Origin of the sequence: Bacillus sp. AFS073361 (genome assembly GCF_002567005.1) — a bacterium.
Classification (GTDB): domain Bacteria; phylum Bacillota; class Bacilli; order Bacillales; family Cytobacillaceae; genus Neobacillus.
In genome coordinates, this window is the sequence record NZ_NUZU01000028.1 from 22,673 (window position 1) to 41,073 (window position 18,401).

Below are 18,401 nucleotides of genomic sequence, written 5' to 3' on the forward strand. Positions count from 1 at the left end.
CACTCCTTAAATTTTTCCTGTGATCTTATTAATAATAATTCTAATTATATAATTATTATCATATAGAATTCATTATCAGTCAAGTGAAAAATACTTATCACTTTTGGCCATAAAAAGAAGAGTGACGTTGTACGATTTAAACATTATGTACTAAAAAAGGGAATTGGAAGCTTCCAATTCCCTTTGAATGTTGTTATATGTGCTGCTTAGATTTTGCCTACAAGATCAAGGCTTGGTTTAAGTGTTGCAGAACCTTCTTGCCATTTAGCCGGGCAAACTTCACCTGGATTGTTGCGAACATATTGTGCTGCTTTAATTTTGTTAACAAGCGTGCTTGCGTCACGGCCAATGCCGTCTGCATTAATTTCAACAGCTTGTACAACGCCTTCTGGATCGATGATGAAAGTCCCGCGTTGTGCAAGACCTTCTTCTTCGTCTAGTACATCGAAGTTGCGAGAAATCTTTTGTGAAGGGTCGCCAATCATAATGTATTCGATTTTACCGATTGTTTCAGAGGTATCATGCCATGCTTTATGTGTAAAATGAGTATCAGTTGAAACAGAATATACTTCGACACCAAGATCTTTTAGCGTTGCGTATTCATTTTGCAAGTCTTCAAGTTCGGTAGGGCATACGAATGTAAAATCTGCTGGGTAAAAGCAAACAACACTCCATTTACCTTTAAAGTTTTCTTCGCTTACAGTGATGAAATCTCCGTTGTGGTACGCATTTGCTGTGAATGGTTTTACTTCTTTTCCGATTAATGACATAGTGAATTTCCTCCTAGGTATGGGTTTAAAATTTTATTTAGATAATCTACTAAATTAGATTAATTCTAATTACATAACTATTATTATATAAAATTTATTGTTTTGTCAACAGGAATGTTTCATTTTTTTTAGGTAGTGTTTAGGGGGGGCGAAAAAAAGGAGCTAGCGGTAACCAATAGGAGCTAATTGTGCCCATAAGTCCAGAAAAAAGGGATCCGAGGTAACAAGATTGCTAGTTAACACTATAATCACCTTTGAGAAAATTAGTTTTTTATAAAAAAGCCATTTTAATAGACTCCAAAATCCTAGCTACCCCCAGAAGACATTTGGGTTCGTTCGAATTATCTTGATATGAATTCACATAAAAGTACACGAGGGGAATAACATGAAAAAAATATCCAAGGGTGCCCTTGCCATGGTAGTAGCGGGAGCTGTTACGTTTTCTGTCGCCAACGCTTTGTTGGCCGAACAACCTCTTAAACGAATAGCCAAGGAGATGGCTTTACCGATATCTGCTGACCGAGAAAAAGCGGTTGTTTTGAAACAAGCTAAAAAAAACAATCCGACGCCAACAACGACTGTGAAAGACCATGATCATGCCGTGACCCAAGTATCTTTAAAAAATAGCAACCTGGCTGCAACAGCCGTTCAATTAAATACGAAAAAGCTCAGCTATAAAACGAAAACTAGTGAGACACCAACACCTGTTGCAACCACAGTATCTGTGAAAAGTACGAAAGCACCGATAACAAAGACTGCACCCACGAAGCCGAGTACTACTACCAAGCCAAGTACTAATACAACAAGTGCAAAGCCTGCAACAGCAACAAAGCCCGTGACAAGCACAAATCCAGCGACAAGCGCAAAGCCTGCGGCAACAACAAAGCCAGCGACAAGCACAAATCCTGCAACAACAACAAATCCAGCGACAAGTGCAAAACCATCAACGTCTACAGCCGCGAAGTCAAATTCTAAGGCAGCTGCCGCAGCCACAACAAAAACCAACCATGGACAACAAGTATCTCAAGCGGCAAAAGAAAGAGCAGCTAGTCGTAAGGCTGCGAAAGAAAACAATTGAAAATGTAATTCTTTCAAAAAGGATCGCCACATATAAAAAAGTAAAACTCGCCAATCCGTAATTGGCGAGTTTCTTTATTAGGAATACAATATCCAACCACCTAGTAATGCCTCTAAATGAGATTCGCTTGGACTTTAAATATGATGTCTTGTCTTTCTTAATCTAGTAATTTGCAAAAGTAAAATAGACGGAGATTTTCCGGTTAAATGTAAAATGGAGCTCGTTTCGGGGGGGGATAAGCGGAGATTTTCCGGTTATGCAAAGAAAAATCCCCCACTTTCACGTTTTTCTAATAAATAGGCGGAATTTCTCCGTCTATTTATGCTTTTTTTAATAAAAATTTCAAAATAGGCGGAATTTTTCCGCCTATTGACCTGCTCAAGCACGTAACCTGATCCCCAACCGATAAGTGCGGCCCCCTAATCAACAGCTTAACGACCAATAAAAAAAGGTCCTTCCCAAAATGGGAAGGACCTAAACGAATTTACATATTTTCGTGAACCTTCACAATTGAAGTTTCCTGCGTTACATTGCCTTTGCGTTTTAGTTTGCCCCAACCAACGGTTACTCCCTTGATGGCTGAGAAGATGGATTTTACCACCACGTACGTCATCAGCTGTTTGTACAAGATTCGTTGTAGAAACAATGAAGCGAGCGGCTTTGGACTTTCTTTTTCCAATCGAAACGCATAAAGAGAGGTACAGAAATCCAGCAAGTAAAATAGGATAAATCCAATCGCCGCTTTTTCAGGATGCGGGTTAAAAAGAGCGATAATGAACAATAAATCGGCAATCGGCGAAATGGTTTGATAGATATACTGAAACAGCCACATGTTTGGAAGCGCGACAAAACCTAATGAGTGATGTTTTTTATTGAATAAAGCCCCGCGATGCTTCCATAAGCATTGTAAGGTTCCATACACCCAACGGTAACGCTGTTTGGCCAGACTTTTAAGATCTTCAGGCACTTCTGTATAGGCATAGGCCTTTTCTTCGAATTCAATCGTTTTTCCCTGGCGTAACAAAGTAAGCGTGATATCCGTATCCTCGGCGAGGGTATCTTCTTGAAAATATCCTGCTGCTTCTACCGCCGTCTTTCTCCAGGCGCCGATGGCACCAGGTACAACGGTAATGCAATTGAGGGCGGCGAAGGCTCTTCTCTCGAGGTTAAAGCCGGTCACATATTCGATATGCTGCCAGTTTGTCAGGAGGTTCCCTTTATTGCCGACCTTTACATTCCCTGACACGGCTGCGACATTTTCATTTTTAAAATGGTTCAAGAGCAAGGAAATTGCATTTTCAGCGATGAGTGTATCCGCGTCAAGTGCCACGACGATTTCCCCATTTGCTTCTTTAAAGCCAAGATTAACAGCGGAGGATTTCCCGCCATTGGTCTTTTTAATTAATCGGACGAGTGGATGGTCTCCATAAGTGTCTTCCACAACAGCCGCCGTATCATCCTTTGAACCGTCGTCGATAACCAGGATTTCAAAAGCAGGGTAATCGCTCGCTAAAATCGAATCGACGGTTTTGCAAATGACTTTTTCCTCGTTATAGGCAGCAATCACGACACTAACATACGGGGTAAAGTCAGGGTCAATCTCCGTCTCTTTATACCTTTTGACCTGCTTTCTTGAAAGGAAAACGAAGACAACTAGTCGCAGGATTCCGATCACGATCGCTGAGTAGAAGAGAAAGCTTAATCCTAAGTTCCAGCCTTGGAGGACTTTGAATACTGCCTTGTCATAGACTAAATAAGGGTTGTCTTGATTAGCTTCAGGCATAATTTGACGATCACTTTTTCCAATCAGATCCCCAATGGTGGAAAAAGTGTAGCCGCGCTGTTTGAGCTCTTTAATGATCATCGGCAAGGCTTTTACCGTGTTGGAGCGGTCACCGCCGGCATCGTGCATCAATATCACATTTCCATCTTGCAGCTGACTCAATACCTGCTGGAGAATCTCCTTACTAGAAAGTCCTTGCCAATCATCCGAATCGATTAATTCACCGACCGTTGTATAGCCCATCTCCTGTGCACGCAAGATCGGCTCCAGTTCACTCTTCGTGTTTGGTTCCGCATCGGCAGCATATGGCGGACGGAAAAGGGTCATCGAATGGCCTGTAATTTCTTGATACAACCGCTGATTAGCATTGAGTTCCCTTTTTGTTTGATCCGGTGTGATCGATGCAATATTCGGATGGGTAAAGGTATGGTTGCCAATTTCATGGCCCTCTTCAAACATCTCTTTCACCAGTTGTGGATGCTGCATCGCGTTTTCACCAAGGATAAAAAAGGTGGCTTTGATATGGTTCCTTTTCAAAATGTCTAGTATTTGTGGAGTATAGGTTGGATCTGGACCGTCATCAAAGGAAAGGACGATTTCCTTACTTTTCGGTTTTCCATACCGTTCTACCACAATTGGTTGTGGCAATTTAACATACGATTCGGTTTGAATCATCCCTTGTGCATCCAAGCGAATTGTTCTGTTCCCCTGTTCTGTTTGAGAAGCAATTTTCAAAACTTCACCCTCACCTGTAAAGTGAACAGGATTAGGGCTGATCAAGGCTTTAAGGGCATTGGTTGGATCGTTTATTTCCTTAGGTTTATTCAGATAATTCCAGATAGAAGGATCTTCAGAACCGAGGCGCCAAACCGCGATACCTTTTGAACCATGATCCATTGATAACTTCATCTGATTATAAAAAGTAGCCCCATCTAAAAACCAAACGGTATGATTTTTCCCGTGTAATTTGTAGCGTAAATAGGGGTTGCTTGTTTGTTTATTCCACTGGATTTGAAGGTTGGTTCCTATTCCTAAATCCATGATATCGCCGAAGGCAACTGTTTTGGCGGGCTGACCGGAGTTTTCCTCCCAGTCGTACCCGAAGCTGCCCAAACTCACAATCAATTTTTCCGATGGAATTTGGAGCTGGTTTAAATTCTCTTCAACCCAATCCGTTGGTGCCACAGGTCCAGGTTTACTCATTGAATGATGCTGGTCATATAACATGACAATCATCCGATCCACATTTGCTGATAGAGCAGCGTAGTTAAAACTATCGTTGTCCGGCGGAACATCTAGTGTAACCATGAGACCATGTTGATGGAAGGCATGATTAACTTTGCTGATAAATCGGGTGAAGTGATTTCTATCATTGGGCTGAATGTCTTCAAAGTCGATATTGATTCCGTCAAAGTCATTTGTTCTCACATAATCCAGCATCTTTTTTATAAAAAGATCTTCCGCACCAGGGGTGGTAAATAACCGGTGCAGTACTTCGCCATCCCATTTATTATTAGTGAAATTATTCACTAAGGGGAGAACCTTTATCTTATGTGTTTTGGCCTGGTCAACAATCGACTTGTCTGTGCGGGTTTCAAGGGTAAGGCCATGTGTAAGTTGCAGCCAGCCAGGTACTAAGGTGGTAATCGAATCAATATTCTTTTTAAAAGAAGTGCGGCTGTTTTTGTCCCAATCGACGTAAAAACCATAAACTTCTTGTTTTTGATTCACTTCCCCGATTTCTTTTTGACTAGCAAGGGAAGGCGTTGTTTTTTGAACCTGAGCGGCGAGTTGTTCTTCACTAAAACTTATATTAATTGGTTCAATCCCGCTCTTTGCTCTACTGTTATCGAGTTGCAATGCTGGAAACTCTGGGTTGTTATTCAGGCTTTCGATAAAAATCGTCGACACTAAAATCATTAAAGCGGCAAAGCCTGCACCCATTCGTTTGATAATCGACCAGCGTCTTTTGGCAGGATCAAGAAAAACATGGTCTTGATTCCGCTCTCTCTTTTTCAACCCTAAATTGTAAAACCAATGGAAGAAAAAATAGCAAACAAGACCAATCAGGCCGCCTAGGATTGCAGGGGCAATCGATTGTGAAAGCTGTATTTTCGATTTTAAGGTTGAAATGAACCAGGTATCTTCTAATCTACTTAAATCCAGGATGGGTAGATGATTCATTTTTGGAATGAAAATAGGTATCAACGTTCCCAGGAATAAGGCGATGATATTTAGACGTAACAAAAGTGAAAGAACTACTAATAGCGGTATTCTTATATTATCTAAAGGCAAAAACCCTAAGAAAAAACCAAGTGTGCTTGCTACCGCTCCGGCATTTCCGGTGACAGGAGCAAATAGTGACCTAACCAGCCACCTAAACATTCGATTCACATAGATTCCTCCTCTAGGTGTAGTGTTGTTCTATATTAATAGATTTATATTTTATATAATGTCCAGCAGATAACGGCCAGATTTTTCGACAGAAAATGACCATATTCAAAGACTTAGATAGTAAAGTGGAGATTTTGGGGGTAGGAAGAAAAAGTTCTTATTCTTTTTAAATGGTAATAGAGGGTAGAGGGAATATTTTGGTTAGTTACCAAGATAACATCTATTCCTGCGCTTAGAACCTATTTTTAGATACTTATGACCTATTTTTTGAACCTTATAACATATTTCCGGACGCTTATGACATGTTTTACGAGACATACGACATTTATTGGAAAATAATTGGAAGTTAGAGGGAGTGGAGAGGTATGTTTTTTACTAAAAATGGAAATTTTATATATATTGATGCCTAAGGAGTTAACTAAATGGTCGGGATTATTATAGCAGTGATCTTATTTAACCTCATTGCAATCAAAGTAAAAAAACGTTTAACCAGAAGTGAGATGCTGCAGATTTGGTTATTTACAACCTTATTCCAACTGATGTTTGATGTATTTATCAGTTTGAAATACCAGGGGTACTGGTATTTCACTAAGGGTGTGGATTGGCAGTCCTTGCTTGTGTATGTATGTTTAGTCCCACCTGTGAATCTTATCTTTTTAAATGTCTATCCTTTAAAAAGTCCATTATGGAAACAATTCTCCTTTTTTTTAGCTTGGAATGTAGGAATTGTGATCTATGAGGTTTTAACCTTATTACCAGAGCCTTGGGGTTATTTCCATTATGGTTGGTGGAGTTTGTATCATTCCATCATGATCAATCCTTTTCTCCTCCTCATCTTATTAGGGTTCTATAAATTAGTTCGTCGATTAGAACATAAGGCTGTGGTTAAGCAAGTATAGTGGGGGAAAAGGAGAAGGCGTCTCCTTGTTCTATAGGACGTTTGGTCTATTTTTATCCTTTAGCTGTTAACTGATTGACAACATTAACCAGCGGGTGTAGAGTGAATATTAAATTTATAGGAAGACCACTAGGGGAGCCGTTTGGCGGCTGAGACAAGAATAATCTTGGACCCTTTGAACCTGATCTAGTTCATACTAGCGTAGGAAAGTGGAGTCTGTGTATGGATAAATACTATTATTCTGCCGCTCCATTTTTGGAGCGGTTTTTTCGTGTTTGAACCGTTAGCCGTTCCATTTAGTGTCTTCCCATAAAACAAATAAGGGGGAGAAATATATGAGTTTTTCAGCAGAACTAAGAAGAGAAGCCAATCCGATTTTTGAGGCAATTTTTGAACATCCGTTTGTCCGGGGGATCGCTGATGGGGAGTTACAAAAAGAACAATTGGTTCATTATGTGAAACAGGACTTTGAATATTTGAATTCCTTTATTCGCATCTATGGAATCGCAGTTTCTAAGTGTGAGAATCGTGAAGAAATGGATATGTTTAATCAGCAGATTTCATTTATTTTAAACAGTGAAATCCATCCACATAATAACTTTTGTCAAGTAGCAGGTGTACCCTACGATCTATTACAGGGATATCCGTTAGCACCCTCAGCCCTTCATTACACGCGTCATATGCTTACGGTTGCGCATGAAGGAACATTAGGGGAAATTTTAGCGGTATTGCTGCCATGTCCATGGACGTATTGGGAAATTGGGAAAAGATTATTAACGGAAGTGAATCCAGATCGCTCCCATCCTTTTTATGATTGGATTCATTTTTATGGAAACCGGACCGATTCGATTACGACAAAATTTTGTGCCAGGATCGATGAGTGGGCTAAGACAGCAACGGAGAAAGAAAAGGAAAAAATGAAGGAGCATTTCCTCATCAGTTGTCAGTTGGAATATATGTTCTGGGATATGGCTTATAAACTAGAAGAATGGCCTGTGAAAATGGAGGTCGTGAAATGAAGACGTGGAAGATGAAAGAAGTTGTTCTTGCTGTGATTCTAGCGGTGGCCTGTGGAGTGATCTATTTAGGATGGTCGACGTTGTGGATTCCGATTTCAGCCATTGTCGGGCCGGTGGGCGCGGGTTTTATGTTTGGCATTTGGGTGATTGCCAGTCCAATCGTCGCGTATATTATCAGAAAGCCGGGAGCGGCATTTATAGCAGAGGTAGCAGCGGCTGCCGTCGAGTTATTAACAGGAAGTCATTTTGGTCTGTCGGCCCTGTTAGTAGGTGTTTTTCAAGGGATTGGTTCAGAAATTGCCTTCGCCCTATTCGGATATAAACGGTATAACCTCTTTACTTTAATGCTATCAGGTGCTCTAGCTGCCGTATTTGGAATGCTTTATAACATAATCGCCAACGGTTTCGGTTATTACACACTGGAAGTATTTTTGATAACATTAGGAATTCATGTCATCAGCGGCATGATTCTTGGCGGCTGGCTAGCGAAGGTTGTCGTGGATGCCCTCGCAAATACAGGGGTGTTAGAGCAATATGAGTTGATGAAGGAAAAAAGAAAAAAGGACAATGTCAATGTTTCTGGGTTGTAAGGATCTTTCGATTCGTTTTTATAACCGCTCTGAAAAAATACTCAATCATATTACCTTGTCCATCCATCAAGGGGAGAAGGTATTAATCCTTGGACCTAGTGGGAGTGGGAAATCTACATTGATTTCTGCTCTTGCTGGGATTATCCCTGAGCATTTGGACGCAGAGGTCAGCGGTAAGGTATTCAAAAGGAAATCTGCTGGAGTGATGTTTCAAGATCCTGATTCCCAGTTTTGCATGCTGCGTGTCGATGAAGAAATTGCCTTTAGTCTGGAAAACCGTTCGATTCCTCGTAACGAAATGGATCAAATGATCTCGGATTTGATGGAAAAAGTAGGGCTGATGGTAGATAAGAAAACACCGATTGAAAAGCTGTCAGGCGGGATGAAACAACGATTGGCGTTAGCGTGTTTGCTTGCATTAGAACCAGACGTCCTCTTCTTTGATGAACCAACCGCTCAACTCGACCCTGCTGGCCGGAATGAGATCTTTGGTTTATTGAGACATTTAGCCGAAAAAACCAACCATACGATGGTCTTTGTCGAACATGTCCTTGACGGCTGCATCGAATGGATGGACCGAGTCATTATCCTTGATGAGCATGGAAAGATTATTGGGGATGGGGAACCAAAAGAGATGCTGCTCCAATTTAATCAACAAATGAAAGATGCGGGGATTTGGCGTCCTAAGTTGTTTCCTCACAAATGGGAGGAGATCGTTCAAGATCCCTCGCACCCTCTATCTATCAAACTTATAAATAGGGTAAAAACGAAACGTCTCGTACAAGGCGATTGTTTACTCCGCACCGAACATGTTGAAATTGGCTATGGGAAGAAGACCGTCGTCAGTGATATAGAGGTGAAAATCCATAGAGGGGAATGGATTTCCATTGTCGGAGAAAATGGGAGTGGGAAAAGCACCTTTTTAAAAAGTCTGATCCGGTTGGAGTCGATTCAAAAAGGGAAAATTTACTTTCAAGGTGAGGAACTAAAAAAATGGTTAGACCGAGAATTATTTGAGCAGGCAGGCTTTGTTTTCCAAAATCCCGAACATCAATTCATTACCGATACGGTTTTTGACGAAGTGGCTTTTGGCGGCCGGCAGCGAAATTGGCCGGAGGATCAGGTTCGCTCGAAAACCAATCGATTGTTAGAGGAGTTTGGATTGGCGCCATACCAGGATGCGCACCCTTTTACCCTGAGTTTAGGACAAAAACGGCGGTTAAGTGTGGCGACAATGTTATTGTTCGATCAAGCTTTGCTATTGCTTGATGAACCAACCTTTGGTCAGGATGAAAAAACAGCGAGAGAGCTTATTAAACGTCTCAAAGAGAGACAGGAACAGGGAACAACCATTGTGATGGTAACCCATGATATGGATGTGGTCGATCGTTTTTCTGATCAAGTCCTTTTATTCAATAAGGGACGAGTATCCTATCAAGGAACGCCCTATGGTTTATTTTCAGATCCAAGTAATTATTGTGAAAGTGCGTTGATTCCACCACTCCATTACCAGTTGATGCATGCAAGAAGGGAGGGTGTTTTGGTATGAAGGCGAATGATTCATTCCTAGCTGCACTCAATCCTGCTTGTAAGTTGTTCGCTCATTTGATCGTGATGTTTCTTTTAATGGCCATCTCCAATCCAACGGTGACTTTTTTGATTTGGTTTCTTGCGCTATTGATTGGCATTTTTTTAGGCGGATGGAGAATGACGTATCTTGTCAAAAGGCTTTTGCCTTATTTAGGTTTTTTCATTCTTGTATTTTGGATGATCGCTGCTTTTGGAGAAGGAGAAGAAACGATTTGGAAAGGGGCCTGGTTTCATATTACGGTGGAGAGTGTAAATCATGGCCTAACCATCGCCTTACGGATGTTAGCGTTTGTCACGTATGGTTTATTATTCACCTCCACCACCGACATCACGTTGTTCATCATGAGTTTAATTCATCAATGTAAACTTTCACCAAAATGGGCGTATGGACTATTAGCGGGGTTCCGCTTTATCCCGTTGTTTCAATCGGAACTAAACCAAATGAAGACGGCACATAAAGTGAGAGGTTACCGGCAAAGAAATAATTGGAAATCGTTTATGAGGTATGCTTTGCCATTGTTTACGCAGGGCATACGAAAATCAGAACGAATAGCGATTGCCATGGAGGCGCGTGGGTTTACAGGTACAAGGGACAGAACCTATTATCAAACAACTAAACTAGCAGTGAAAGATTTCGGCTATCTGCTTTCGTTACTTATTGTTGCTTGGGGGATCATGACTTTTATTGAATAGGCTCTGTTATAACTGAATATTGATTCCACTGTGTCTGAAAATAAACGGAAAAATTCCGTTTATTTTGGGAAATACCCATATTTCCTTAATAATAAAGGAAGTTTTTCCGTCTAAACTATCGAAATCTTTGGATATTGTCTTTTTTTGAGGAGTTAATCGGAATATCTTCCCTTATATTGCTTCTTAAGCCCTGTCTATATCCATTAGCCGGAAATTCTCCGCCTATGAATTCTCATAACTACACGAAAATCTACAATGAATAATAAGGGGAGAAGTGTTCACGCACTTCTCCCCTTTGGCTTTACTAAAGGTCTGCTTGATCAACGTTTAGTTCAATGAGATTTCCATCTGGGTCGGCACAGAAAATCTGAGCAAAGCCACTCATGCCCTTAGGTTTCTCTAATAGTTCAACATCCTTACTTTTCAACCAATTCAACGCAGCATTGTAATCTTTCACTCGAAGAGCAAAATGGCCCTCGCGGCTGCTTAGGCGCTTATCTTGGCGAAGGGTTTGGGAGGCAGGATCGACGATGAGATGGAGCTGTTGTCCTTCTACTTCATACCAGGCACCAGGAAAATCGAAATTAGGGCGTTGGATCTCTTTTAAACAGAGAATGTTGCTATAAAAATGTTTGGCTTTTTCTAAATTGGTCACCGTTAAGCTCACATGGTGGAGGCATTCATATTGAATCATGGCGGTTAACTCCTTCATAAATTTATTTCCATCATACCATAAGGAGTTGGACGGATTGATATAAAAAACCAGGCATTTAGCCTGGCTGAGGTCATTTCCTTAATTCACGATACTTGCGGCAACCTCTCTGTGCTGTTCGTCCCCCGAGTTTTCAAACTCCTTGATCATTGCAATGAATGGTTCGATGAATTGGGGGTCAAATTGTTTGCCAGAGCAGTAGCGTAGCTCGGCGATTGCTTCTTGAAAGGTTTTTGTTTTTTGATAGGGCCGCTCTGTTGTCATGGCATCAAAAGAATCGATTACACAGAGAATTCTTGCTAGTTTTGGGATCGATTTTCCGGCAAGCCCATATGGATAGCCATTTCCATCATAACGTTCGTGATGAAGTTCAACGAGTGGTATCAAATCTTCTAATTTCTTATTGGTTGAAATAATATCTTTGCCATAGGTTACGTGTTTTTTCATGGTTTCCCATTCGTGAGGGTCGAGACTCCCTTTTTTATTTAATATTTCACGCGGAATTTCAATTTTTCCAATATCATGGATAAGTGCTCCAAGAATCAGCGTTTTGCGTTCATGTACGCTTAGATTAAGCACTCGAGAGAAATCGACCGCATATTGGTAAACACGTTTGCTATGGCGATAGGTATAAACATCCTTGGAAAGGAAGATTTTTAATTGAAATTCCGCTTCCGCTAGCTCTTTTTCAAGCGAAAGAGAGCGTTGTACGGAATATTCGGAATACCCATTGTAAATTTGGACAAGGTTTTTTCCTTGGTTTTTCGCTGCATACATTGCTTGGTCGGCTTTGTTAAGAAGTTCAGAAATGCTGTAGGTTTCTTTTTCACATTCAGCAATCCCGGACGAAAAGGACAAGCAGCCATAAGGGAGACTTTCCACCCCTTTATAGTAGGTGTCATTTACTTTCTTCCGCAATTCATTCATGAACGAATAAGCAGTCTTTCGATCGGTATTGGGCATGATGATTGAAAACTCTTCTCCGCCATAGCGGGCAACGATATAGTTTGCTACATCTGAACTGGCCTTCAAAAGGGTGCCAAATTCTTGGAGCAAATGATCCCCTTGAATATGACCGTACAGATCGTTGTACTTTTTAAAATCATCAATATCCATGATGACCACACACAGTGGCTGATCATTTTCCTTCGCAGCTGTTACTTCTTTTTCCAAAATTTCTTTAAAGTATCCGTGGTTGTTTAAGCCTGTGAGGAAGTCTTTGTTGGCTTTCTCGGAAATTTCTTTATATAAATTAAAGTACTGTTTAAAGGCTAATGACAATAAAAAGGCAATACAGGTGAAAAGAGATAGACCGAATAATTCGTCGGGTTTCATTAAAATGACTAGGACTAATGAAAGCACAAGTGTAATTATATATGTGGCAGCTGTTTCTTTAATAATTTCTTTGAAAAAGGCTACTATGTTCTCAGATCCTGCCAAGATGAAAAAAAAACCAACCAATAGTAGATTCAATGCAAAATAGGTGCAAAAAGAAATTAAATAGGGAAGGCTGTTATTGACACTGATAGGTCCAGTAATGCCATTTGTAAATATAAAAACATAATAGGCACAATTGATCATTAAAGAATAAACAGAGAAGTTAAACAGATGTTTCCACCAGGCAATATTACGCTGTACTAGTGTAAATATAATGGAATGTATAAATAAAACAAGTAATGTAGTATCTAATCCATACAAAAAAAGACTTGCTAGATAAATAGAAGAATCCATTGAAAGGGAATTACCCTTTGGAGGAATCAGTATAGTGTAGTAATTAAGCAATAAAATGGAACTGGAAAAAGCAAAAATAATAATCCAGTCCATTTGAGAGTATTGTGGGATTTTATTTAAGAAGGTGAAAAATAAAATGCCTAAAGCTGAAATGAAGAAAAGATATGTATTTGCAGGTGTCTTAATAATACGCATACTCATCACTCTCGTAAATAAATTTAGGAGAAGTAATAAAGAAATTACTTCTCCTATCATTCTACACTTAAACTAATTTATATCCAGAAGTTAAAGCAATAATAATTGAACCGATAATGATTGCATTGTATAGAATCCCAGTTAATTTAATGCCTTTTTTTTGTCCATTTTTCATCTTTTTTCACCTCCTTCAAGGAGAGGAGGTGAAGCAACCGCTTTTTTGAGATTGGATGATGAACCATTAGATACTGAATGAAAAAGAAGATTCCAATATTCATAATTATATCACCAATACTGATGATTTGGGTTCGTGGATAAGGGTCAGAGATTGGAATAACATCCCCCAAAAATCCGAGGTGAGTTGAAGATGTTAGCATTGTATGTTTTGCATATAAGCTATCTTTTAGGTTTTCGATGTACACTGGATCCAAAACGGTAGCAGCCTCTACTGATACCGGCATTCTTCCACCGTTGATTACCATGACTAGAAAGTTGAGAAATACTCCAAATAAAATAAGAATAAACCCTCGGTTTTTACGGTTCATATATAAAAATAATAGTCCGAGTACATAAACTACTATATAGATAGATCCACTGATCTGTCCAAGGAATTTACTATCGTTTTGAAACATAAACACGGTTAATTCAACAACTAATAGTAAAGGAAATATCCATCCCCACTTCAGCTTCAATTTCCCAAGTGCTCGTAAATTCCCTTTTCGAAGAAAGCCTACTAAAAATGAAATGATGATGCCGTCAAATACCATAGTTGATACCCACCTATGCTAGGATAAATGAAATATTTTAAAATTTCGTCAAGGTGAAATATTCCCATAATAATATAATCAAAGAAAATATTAAAATACAAGTGGTTATATGCTGAATTGATGAATAATTTGTGTATTTTTGAAAATATTTGGCAAAATAGGACGGATTTCAACTGAACCCCTCTAATTATGAGGAAATATAGAATATTTCCTGCGAAATAATCCCGCATATTTCGACTATTTCCTTCTACACTTCGTACAAAGAATCCTTACAAATCAAATCCTCAAATAAAAAGGCATCCTAATCAAAATTCATAGGACGCCTTTTAAATATATTACTTTAACCCATAAGCCTTAATAATTTCCTGACTGATGGTGTTACCTGCATCATCCCAGGCGCTGGAGCGGAGGGAGACATAGCTTCCAGGTGTTTTTGGATGTGTAACTTGGGCTGTCCAGCCATTAGCATCACGAACCAAATCTACCTTTTTCCAAGTTTGGCCTTCATCATAAGAAACTTCTAGAGTAGCACCATCCACTTTGCCGTTCTCTGGTGCACCAGGGACCTGAACTGCATTCAAGCCGAGTTGAATGGTGCGGCCAGCCTTCGAATCCCCGTTCATGTCAGTATCGACCTTATAGTCTAGTGAAAGCAGAGGTAATTCTGTCTTCCATTCTTCTTGCTGTTTAGACCAGAATGTCCACTCGGTATGGGTACGAACGGAAGTATTCCAACGTTCCGGATCGCGGGAAACATCACTCACTAATCGGTACTGAGTTTTTTCAGCCGGGTGCTGTATAAAGGAGTATAGCGCCTGTCCTTTTGCTTCCTTCACAAGCGTATCACCCTGATAAAACTTAAGTGTTTGTGGTCCCGGGTATTCTGTATCTGCTCCCGTGTGTCCTAATCCTGAATCAGCAAACGCAGGGATATTGAATGTAAAGCTGTTATTTGTACGATATGGTACCCTGAAACCAGCACCCAAGCGCGGCCGAACAACTGGAGCAAACCATTCTTCATCTAAATTCTGGCCTGGTTTATATTTTGCCACTGGCTGACGTACTTCCCATTCTGCATCAATTACACTTGCCTGATGGTACCAGGATGTACCTTCTTGAGCCGACACCCATTCGGTTCGTACCGATGGAAGCGATAGCTTCATTTGGTAGCCTACTCCATTTGGGCGATATGCCGGGATATCCCAGCGGAACTCCCTGCCTGGTGCTTCGCGGTCTGATTTATACTGGGTATTAATTTTTACAAGATCCTTAGGCTTAGGTGCATAGGTTACATCTTTTGGAATGGCATGATCATGATTGTCAATCAAATCATACACGTAGTCACTATCAGGATTTCCGTTAACGTTTAGTTTCGCATTTCCAGAACGAGCAGCCTTAATCAACTCTGCACCTTCTGTTCCGCTAATTGCTGCAACTGCGATTGGAACATCTTCATAATTTTCCGTTCCGGACCATTCACTCAATTCTTTAGGTCCATCGTTTACGGTAATTAACAGTTGCGCACCTGCCGCAGTCGCTGCTGTGGCACGTTGCGCACCTGATACGTCGTTACTGCGTTCCACGATCACTGCTTTATCCTTCACATTCAGACCCGTGTAATCTTCTGGTGTACCTTTGCCAGCATAAACGGCATCCAGATTGTATTTACCATTTAGAAGTGTGCTTCCTGCCTGAGGGATATCATCCAATACTTGGCCGCGAAAGTTAATGGTCAATACTGGTTCTGTTAGTCGCCAGCGTGTGTTCATTGTGAATTCGCCATCTTTTACAGCCTTCGTTGGAGCAGCGTACATTTTATCAATCCACACCGGCATAAGGTAGATGTCATTGACCGGGTTCCCGTCAATCGTGCGGAAATACTCCATTTTTCTAAAATTAGCTTCATTCTCTTTTGGAACTTTTGCTGTGATTTCATTTGCCTTCCGGGCATCAAGCTCCACGGTTTTAGGTCCATCTAGCTTAACTTCAGGGTCACCGACCAATGCCACTCCGGCGTGATCCGTATCAGTATCGACATCCATCAAGGACATCACGGAATAGGTGTCAGGCACCAGTCGTAATTCCTTTGTTCCGTCGACAGCAATAAACTGCGGATCACCATCCGGACCAAGGACGTTAATGTAAGCAAGGGCGGGGGACCCATCACGGTCAATTGCTTTGATGGTTAGAGGATATTTTTCCTCTTCTTTAATCATCCCTAACGCGGTATGCGCTACGGTTTTGCCATCTAAATTAGCAGAGATCTGTCCTTGATAACGGGAACCGAGCGCACCAAGCTGCGGATCAAGGGTAACCGTTACCTCTGTACTTCCATTCGCTGGAACTGTTACTTTGTTTGTTGAAAGTTTAAGCAATCCAGCAGGGGTATCTGAACCACTGCCATCTGTAAAGTCTGCTGACAGGTCCAGAGTTACTTCCTGATCGCCATCATTCGTATACGTAATCGTCTTCTGGACAGGGACATCCCCTTCATGCGGCCAATCAAAGAAGCCAAAATCCAATGATCCTGTTGCACGAACAGTGCCCAATGTGGCTGCCGCCACGTCAAGGCGTCCAGTTCCACCCTCAAATGGTTTAATATCGTCGAGCTTCTTGGTTGTACTCATTAGAGCACCTTTCAATTCAGCTCCAGTCCAATCAGGATGACGCTGGGAGAGAATCGCTGCTGCACCGGCCACATGCGGTGTGGCCATTGATGTACCATCCATCGTCAAATAATCGCCGCTGCCTTGTGAAGCATATTGGGAGCGTGCCGCTTTAATCCCTACACCAGGGGCGGTAAGATCAGGCTTTAATCCTGAACTGCCAAACCGTGGTCCCTTAGAGGAGAACCATGCAAGTTGATCAGATTTATCAACCGCACCGACTGTAAGGGCAGAATCTGCCGCTCCTGGTGAGCCAATGCCTTCAGCACCTGTGTTCCCGGCCGCAATAACAAACAGGGAACCTGTTTCTGCACTTAGGTTATTGACAGCTTGAGCCATCGGGTCAGTGCCATCACTTGACTCACTGCTTCCCAAACTCATGCTGACAATTTTGGCTTTATGTGCAGCCCATTCCATTCCATCGATAATCCAAGAATCCTGACCGAAGCCATCGTTATTAAGCACTTTCCCTACGAGGAGACTGGCTCCTGGTGCGACCCCTTTGTTGAGACCTCCGGAAGCTGCTCCTGTTCCAAGTACAGTAGAAGCAACATGGGTACCGTGTGCATGATGGTCGAGCGTATCTTCACCAGGAACGAAACTCACGGCTTCTTCTAACTGACCTGCTACATCGGGATGCTCTGAATCAATACCGGTGTCAAGGACAGCGACTTTAACGCCTTTGCCATCGTACCCCGCATTCCAGGCCGCAGGTGCCCCAATCTGTGGAACACTTTGTGCGAGTGTGGCTTCCACTTTGCCATCGAGCCAGATCTTCTCAATGCCTGGGGCCAGCACCGCCTTTGAAGTTTTAGACGGCTGAGTATTCTTCGTAATATCTTGCCAGAACTTCTTTGCTTCCTTTTTATTAGCAGAAAGTGCTGCTCCGTGAATGCTCTCCAGTTCATGCGTTTTCTTAGAACCTTTCGGAGCAGGTTTGGAGGCAGATGACTTCGTTTTCGATGGTGCATATTGAACGATGACAGGCAATGTGTTTTGGCTGGCATCATCATACCCGTCTGAAATAAGGGATGTGATGTTAAATAAATCTTTATCTAATAAGCCGGAAGCTAAATAGGGCATCGCCTGATCTGGGATTACATATGTATCCTTGGCAAGGGTCAAGATCCGTGCTCCACTTTGTGCAGGATCAGCCGGTTCCACACTAATGACACTTTTTCCATCTGCTAGATTTGTCACCGTGACCACATCGCCAGTAATCAGCGTAATCACATGTTTGTCCTTATTTGCTAACACATTCAAGGCCTGTACATCCGCAGTTGTTGCAGGTAAGGAACTCTTGGTCGTGTCATCGGCAAACGCCTGAATTGTTGGAACGGCTATCAGTGCTGTGGTCATCATCGCTGCAAAGTATTTCTTAAAGGTTGGCTTCCTCATGATTCATTTTCTCCTCTACTAAAAAATTTTTGTTTACTAGATTTCACAATCCTCCTTTAAAAATGGGTGTGGGCTTTTAAGGGTCTTTCTAGTTAAAAAGTATAGAGCGGATTTACT

General features: G+C 41.3%; 12 protein-coding genes and 1 riboswitch. Of the genes, 6 read left to right on the forward strand and 6 right to left on the reverse strand.

Annotated features, from left to right (window positions below; all coding sequences use genetic code 11):
- Positions 1-206: 206 nt before the first annotated feature.
- Positions 207-770, reverse strand: coding sequence for an alkyl hydroperoxide reductase subunit C (ahpC, locus tag COJ96_RS12990; RefSeq protein ID WP_098573889.1), 564 nt, complete (start codon positions 768-770; stop codon positions 207-209).
- 385 nt (positions 771-1,155) lie between these two features.
- Here ahpC and COJ96_RS12995 point away from each other — a divergent pair, with 385 nt between their 5' ends.
- Positions 1,156-1,848: a hypothetical protein gene (locus COJ96_RS12995; protein ID WP_098573891.1), complete on the forward strand. Its 693-nt coding sequence runs from the start codon at positions 1,156-1,158 to the stop codon at positions 1,846-1,848.
- 484 nt (positions 1,849-2,332) lie between these two features.
- On the opposite strand, the gene COJ96_RS13000 is transcribed toward COJ96_RS12995, so the two are convergent.
- Complete coding sequence (locus tag COJ96_RS13000) at positions 2,333-6,025, reverse strand: polysaccharide deacetylase family protein (RefSeq protein ID WP_098573893.1); 3,693 nt, start codon at positions 6,023-6,025, stop codon at positions 2,333-2,335.
- A 422-nt stretch (positions 6,026-6,447) separates the two neighbouring features.
- Between COJ96_RS13000 and COJ96_RS13005 the strand changes: the two genes are divergently transcribed.
- The 5 genes from COJ96_RS13005 (at position 6,448) to COJ96_RS13025 (ending at position 10,815) form a co-directional block, all read left to right on the forward strand.
- Positions 6,448-6,924, forward strand: a complete 477-nt coding sequence (locus COJ96_RS13005) for a hypothetical protein (RefSeq protein ID WP_098573895.1) — start codon at positions 6,448-6,450, stop codon at positions 6,922-6,924.
- Between the two features lie 120 nt (positions 6,925-7,044).
- Positions 7,045-7,148: riboswitch (TPP riboswitch) on the forward strand.
- A 110-nt stretch (positions 7,149-7,258) separates the two neighbouring features.
- Positions 7,259-7,942 carry a thiaminase II gene (tenA, locus tag COJ96_RS13010; RefSeq protein WP_098573897.1) on the forward strand — a complete coding sequence of 228 codons (684 nt, stop codon included), beginning with the start codon at positions 7,259-7,261 and terminating at the stop codon, positions 7,940-7,942.
- Complete coding sequence (locus tag COJ96_RS13015; protein WP_098573899.1) at positions 7,939-8,532, forward strand: ECF transporter S component; 594 nt, start codon at positions 7,939-7,941, stop codon at positions 8,530-8,532. Before tenA ends, COJ96_RS13015 begins: the two co-directional genes overlap by 4 nt.
- Positions 8,510-10,081, forward strand: a complete 1,572-nt coding sequence (locus COJ96_RS13020; RefSeq protein ID WP_098573901.1) for an ABC transporter ATP-binding protein — start codon at positions 8,510-8,512, stop codon at positions 10,079-10,081. Before COJ96_RS13015 ends, COJ96_RS13020 begins: the two co-directional genes overlap by 23 nt.
- Entirely contained in the window at positions 10,078-10,815 is a 738-nt protein-coding gene (locus COJ96_RS13025) for an energy-coupling factor transporter transmembrane component T family protein (protein WP_098573903.1), read from the forward strand. The genes COJ96_RS13020 and COJ96_RS13025 overlap by 4 nt, the downstream gene beginning before the upstream one ends.
- A gap of 304 nt (positions 10,816-11,119) precedes the next feature.
- Here COJ96_RS13025 and COJ96_RS13030 read toward each other — a convergent pair whose 3' ends face one another.
- The 4 genes from COJ96_RS13030 to COJ96_RS13045 all read right to left on the reverse strand — a co-directional run bounded on the left by COJ96_RS13030 (position 11,120) and on the right by COJ96_RS13045 (position 18,284).
- Positions 11,120-11,509: a VOC family protein gene (locus COJ96_RS13030; RefSeq protein WP_098573905.1), complete on the reverse strand. Its 390-nt coding sequence runs from the start codon at positions 11,507-11,509 to the stop codon at positions 11,120-11,122.
- A 99-nt stretch (positions 11,510-11,608) separates the two neighbouring features.
- A complete protein-coding gene (locus COJ96_RS13035; protein WP_098573907.1) occupies positions 11,609-13,453 on the reverse strand; it encodes a diguanylate cyclase in 1,845 nt (614 codons plus the stop codon).
- A 146-nt stretch (positions 13,454-13,599) separates the two neighbouring features.
- Positions 13,600-14,220 (reverse strand): DUF5317 domain-containing protein, encoded by a 621-nt coding sequence (locus COJ96_RS13040; RefSeq protein WP_180230104.1) that lies wholly within the window; start codon positions 14,218-14,220, stop codon positions 13,600-13,602.
- Positions 14,221-14,555: 335 nt separating this feature from the next.
- Positions 14,556-18,284, reverse strand: a complete 3,729-nt coding sequence (locus tag COJ96_RS13045) for a S8 family serine peptidase (RefSeq protein WP_098573909.1) — start codon at positions 18,282-18,284, stop codon at positions 14,556-14,558.
- Between the last annotated feature and the right edge of the window lie 117 nt (positions 18,285-18,401).

What these genes read in the sequence shown, in the direction of transcription:
- ahpC (WP_098573889.1), bottom strand. Translation starts at nt 770, where the DNA reads ATGTCATTAATCGGAAAAGAAGTAAAACCATTCACAGCAAATGCGTAC.
- COJ96_RS12995 (WP_098573891.1), top strand. Translation starts at nt 1,156, where the DNA reads ATGAAAAAAATATCCAAGGGTGCCCTTGCCATGGTAGTAGCGGGAGCT.
- COJ96_RS13005 (WP_098573895.1), top strand. Translation starts at nt 6,448, where the DNA reads ATGGTCGGGATTATTATAGCAGTGATCTTATTTAACCTCATTGCAATC.
- tenA (WP_098573897.1), top strand. Translation starts at nt 7,259, where the DNA reads ATGAGTTTTTCAGCAGAACTAAGAAGAGAAGCCAATCCGATTTTTGAG.
- COJ96_RS13015 (WP_098573899.1), top strand. Translation starts at nt 7,939, where the DNA reads ATGAAGACGTGGAAGATGAAAGAAGTTGTTCTTGCTGTGATTCTAGCG.
- COJ96_RS13020 (WP_098573901.1), top strand. Translation starts at nt 8,510, where the DNA reads ATGTCAATGTTTCTGGGTTGTAAGGATCTTTCGATTCGTTTTTATAAC.
- COJ96_RS13025 (WP_098573903.1), top strand. Translation starts at nt 10,078, where the DNA reads ATGAAGGCGAATGATTCATTCCTAGCTGCACTCAATCCTGCTTGTAAG.
- COJ96_RS13030 (WP_098573905.1), bottom strand. Translation starts at nt 11,509, where the DNA reads ATGATTCAATATGAATGCCTCCACCATGTGAGCTTAACGGTGACCAAT.
- COJ96_RS13035 (WP_098573907.1), bottom strand. Translation starts at nt 13,453, where the DNA reads ATGCGTATTATTAAGACACCTGCAAATACATATCTTTTCTTCATTTCA.
- COJ96_RS13040 (WP_180230104.1), bottom strand. Translation starts at nt 14,220, where the DNA reads ATGGTATTTGACGGCATCATCATTTCATTTTTAGTAGGCTTTCTTCGA.
- COJ96_RS13045 (WP_098573909.1), bottom strand. Translation starts at nt 18,284, where the DNA reads ATGAGGAAGCCAACCTTTAAGAAATACTTTGCAGCGATGATGACCACA.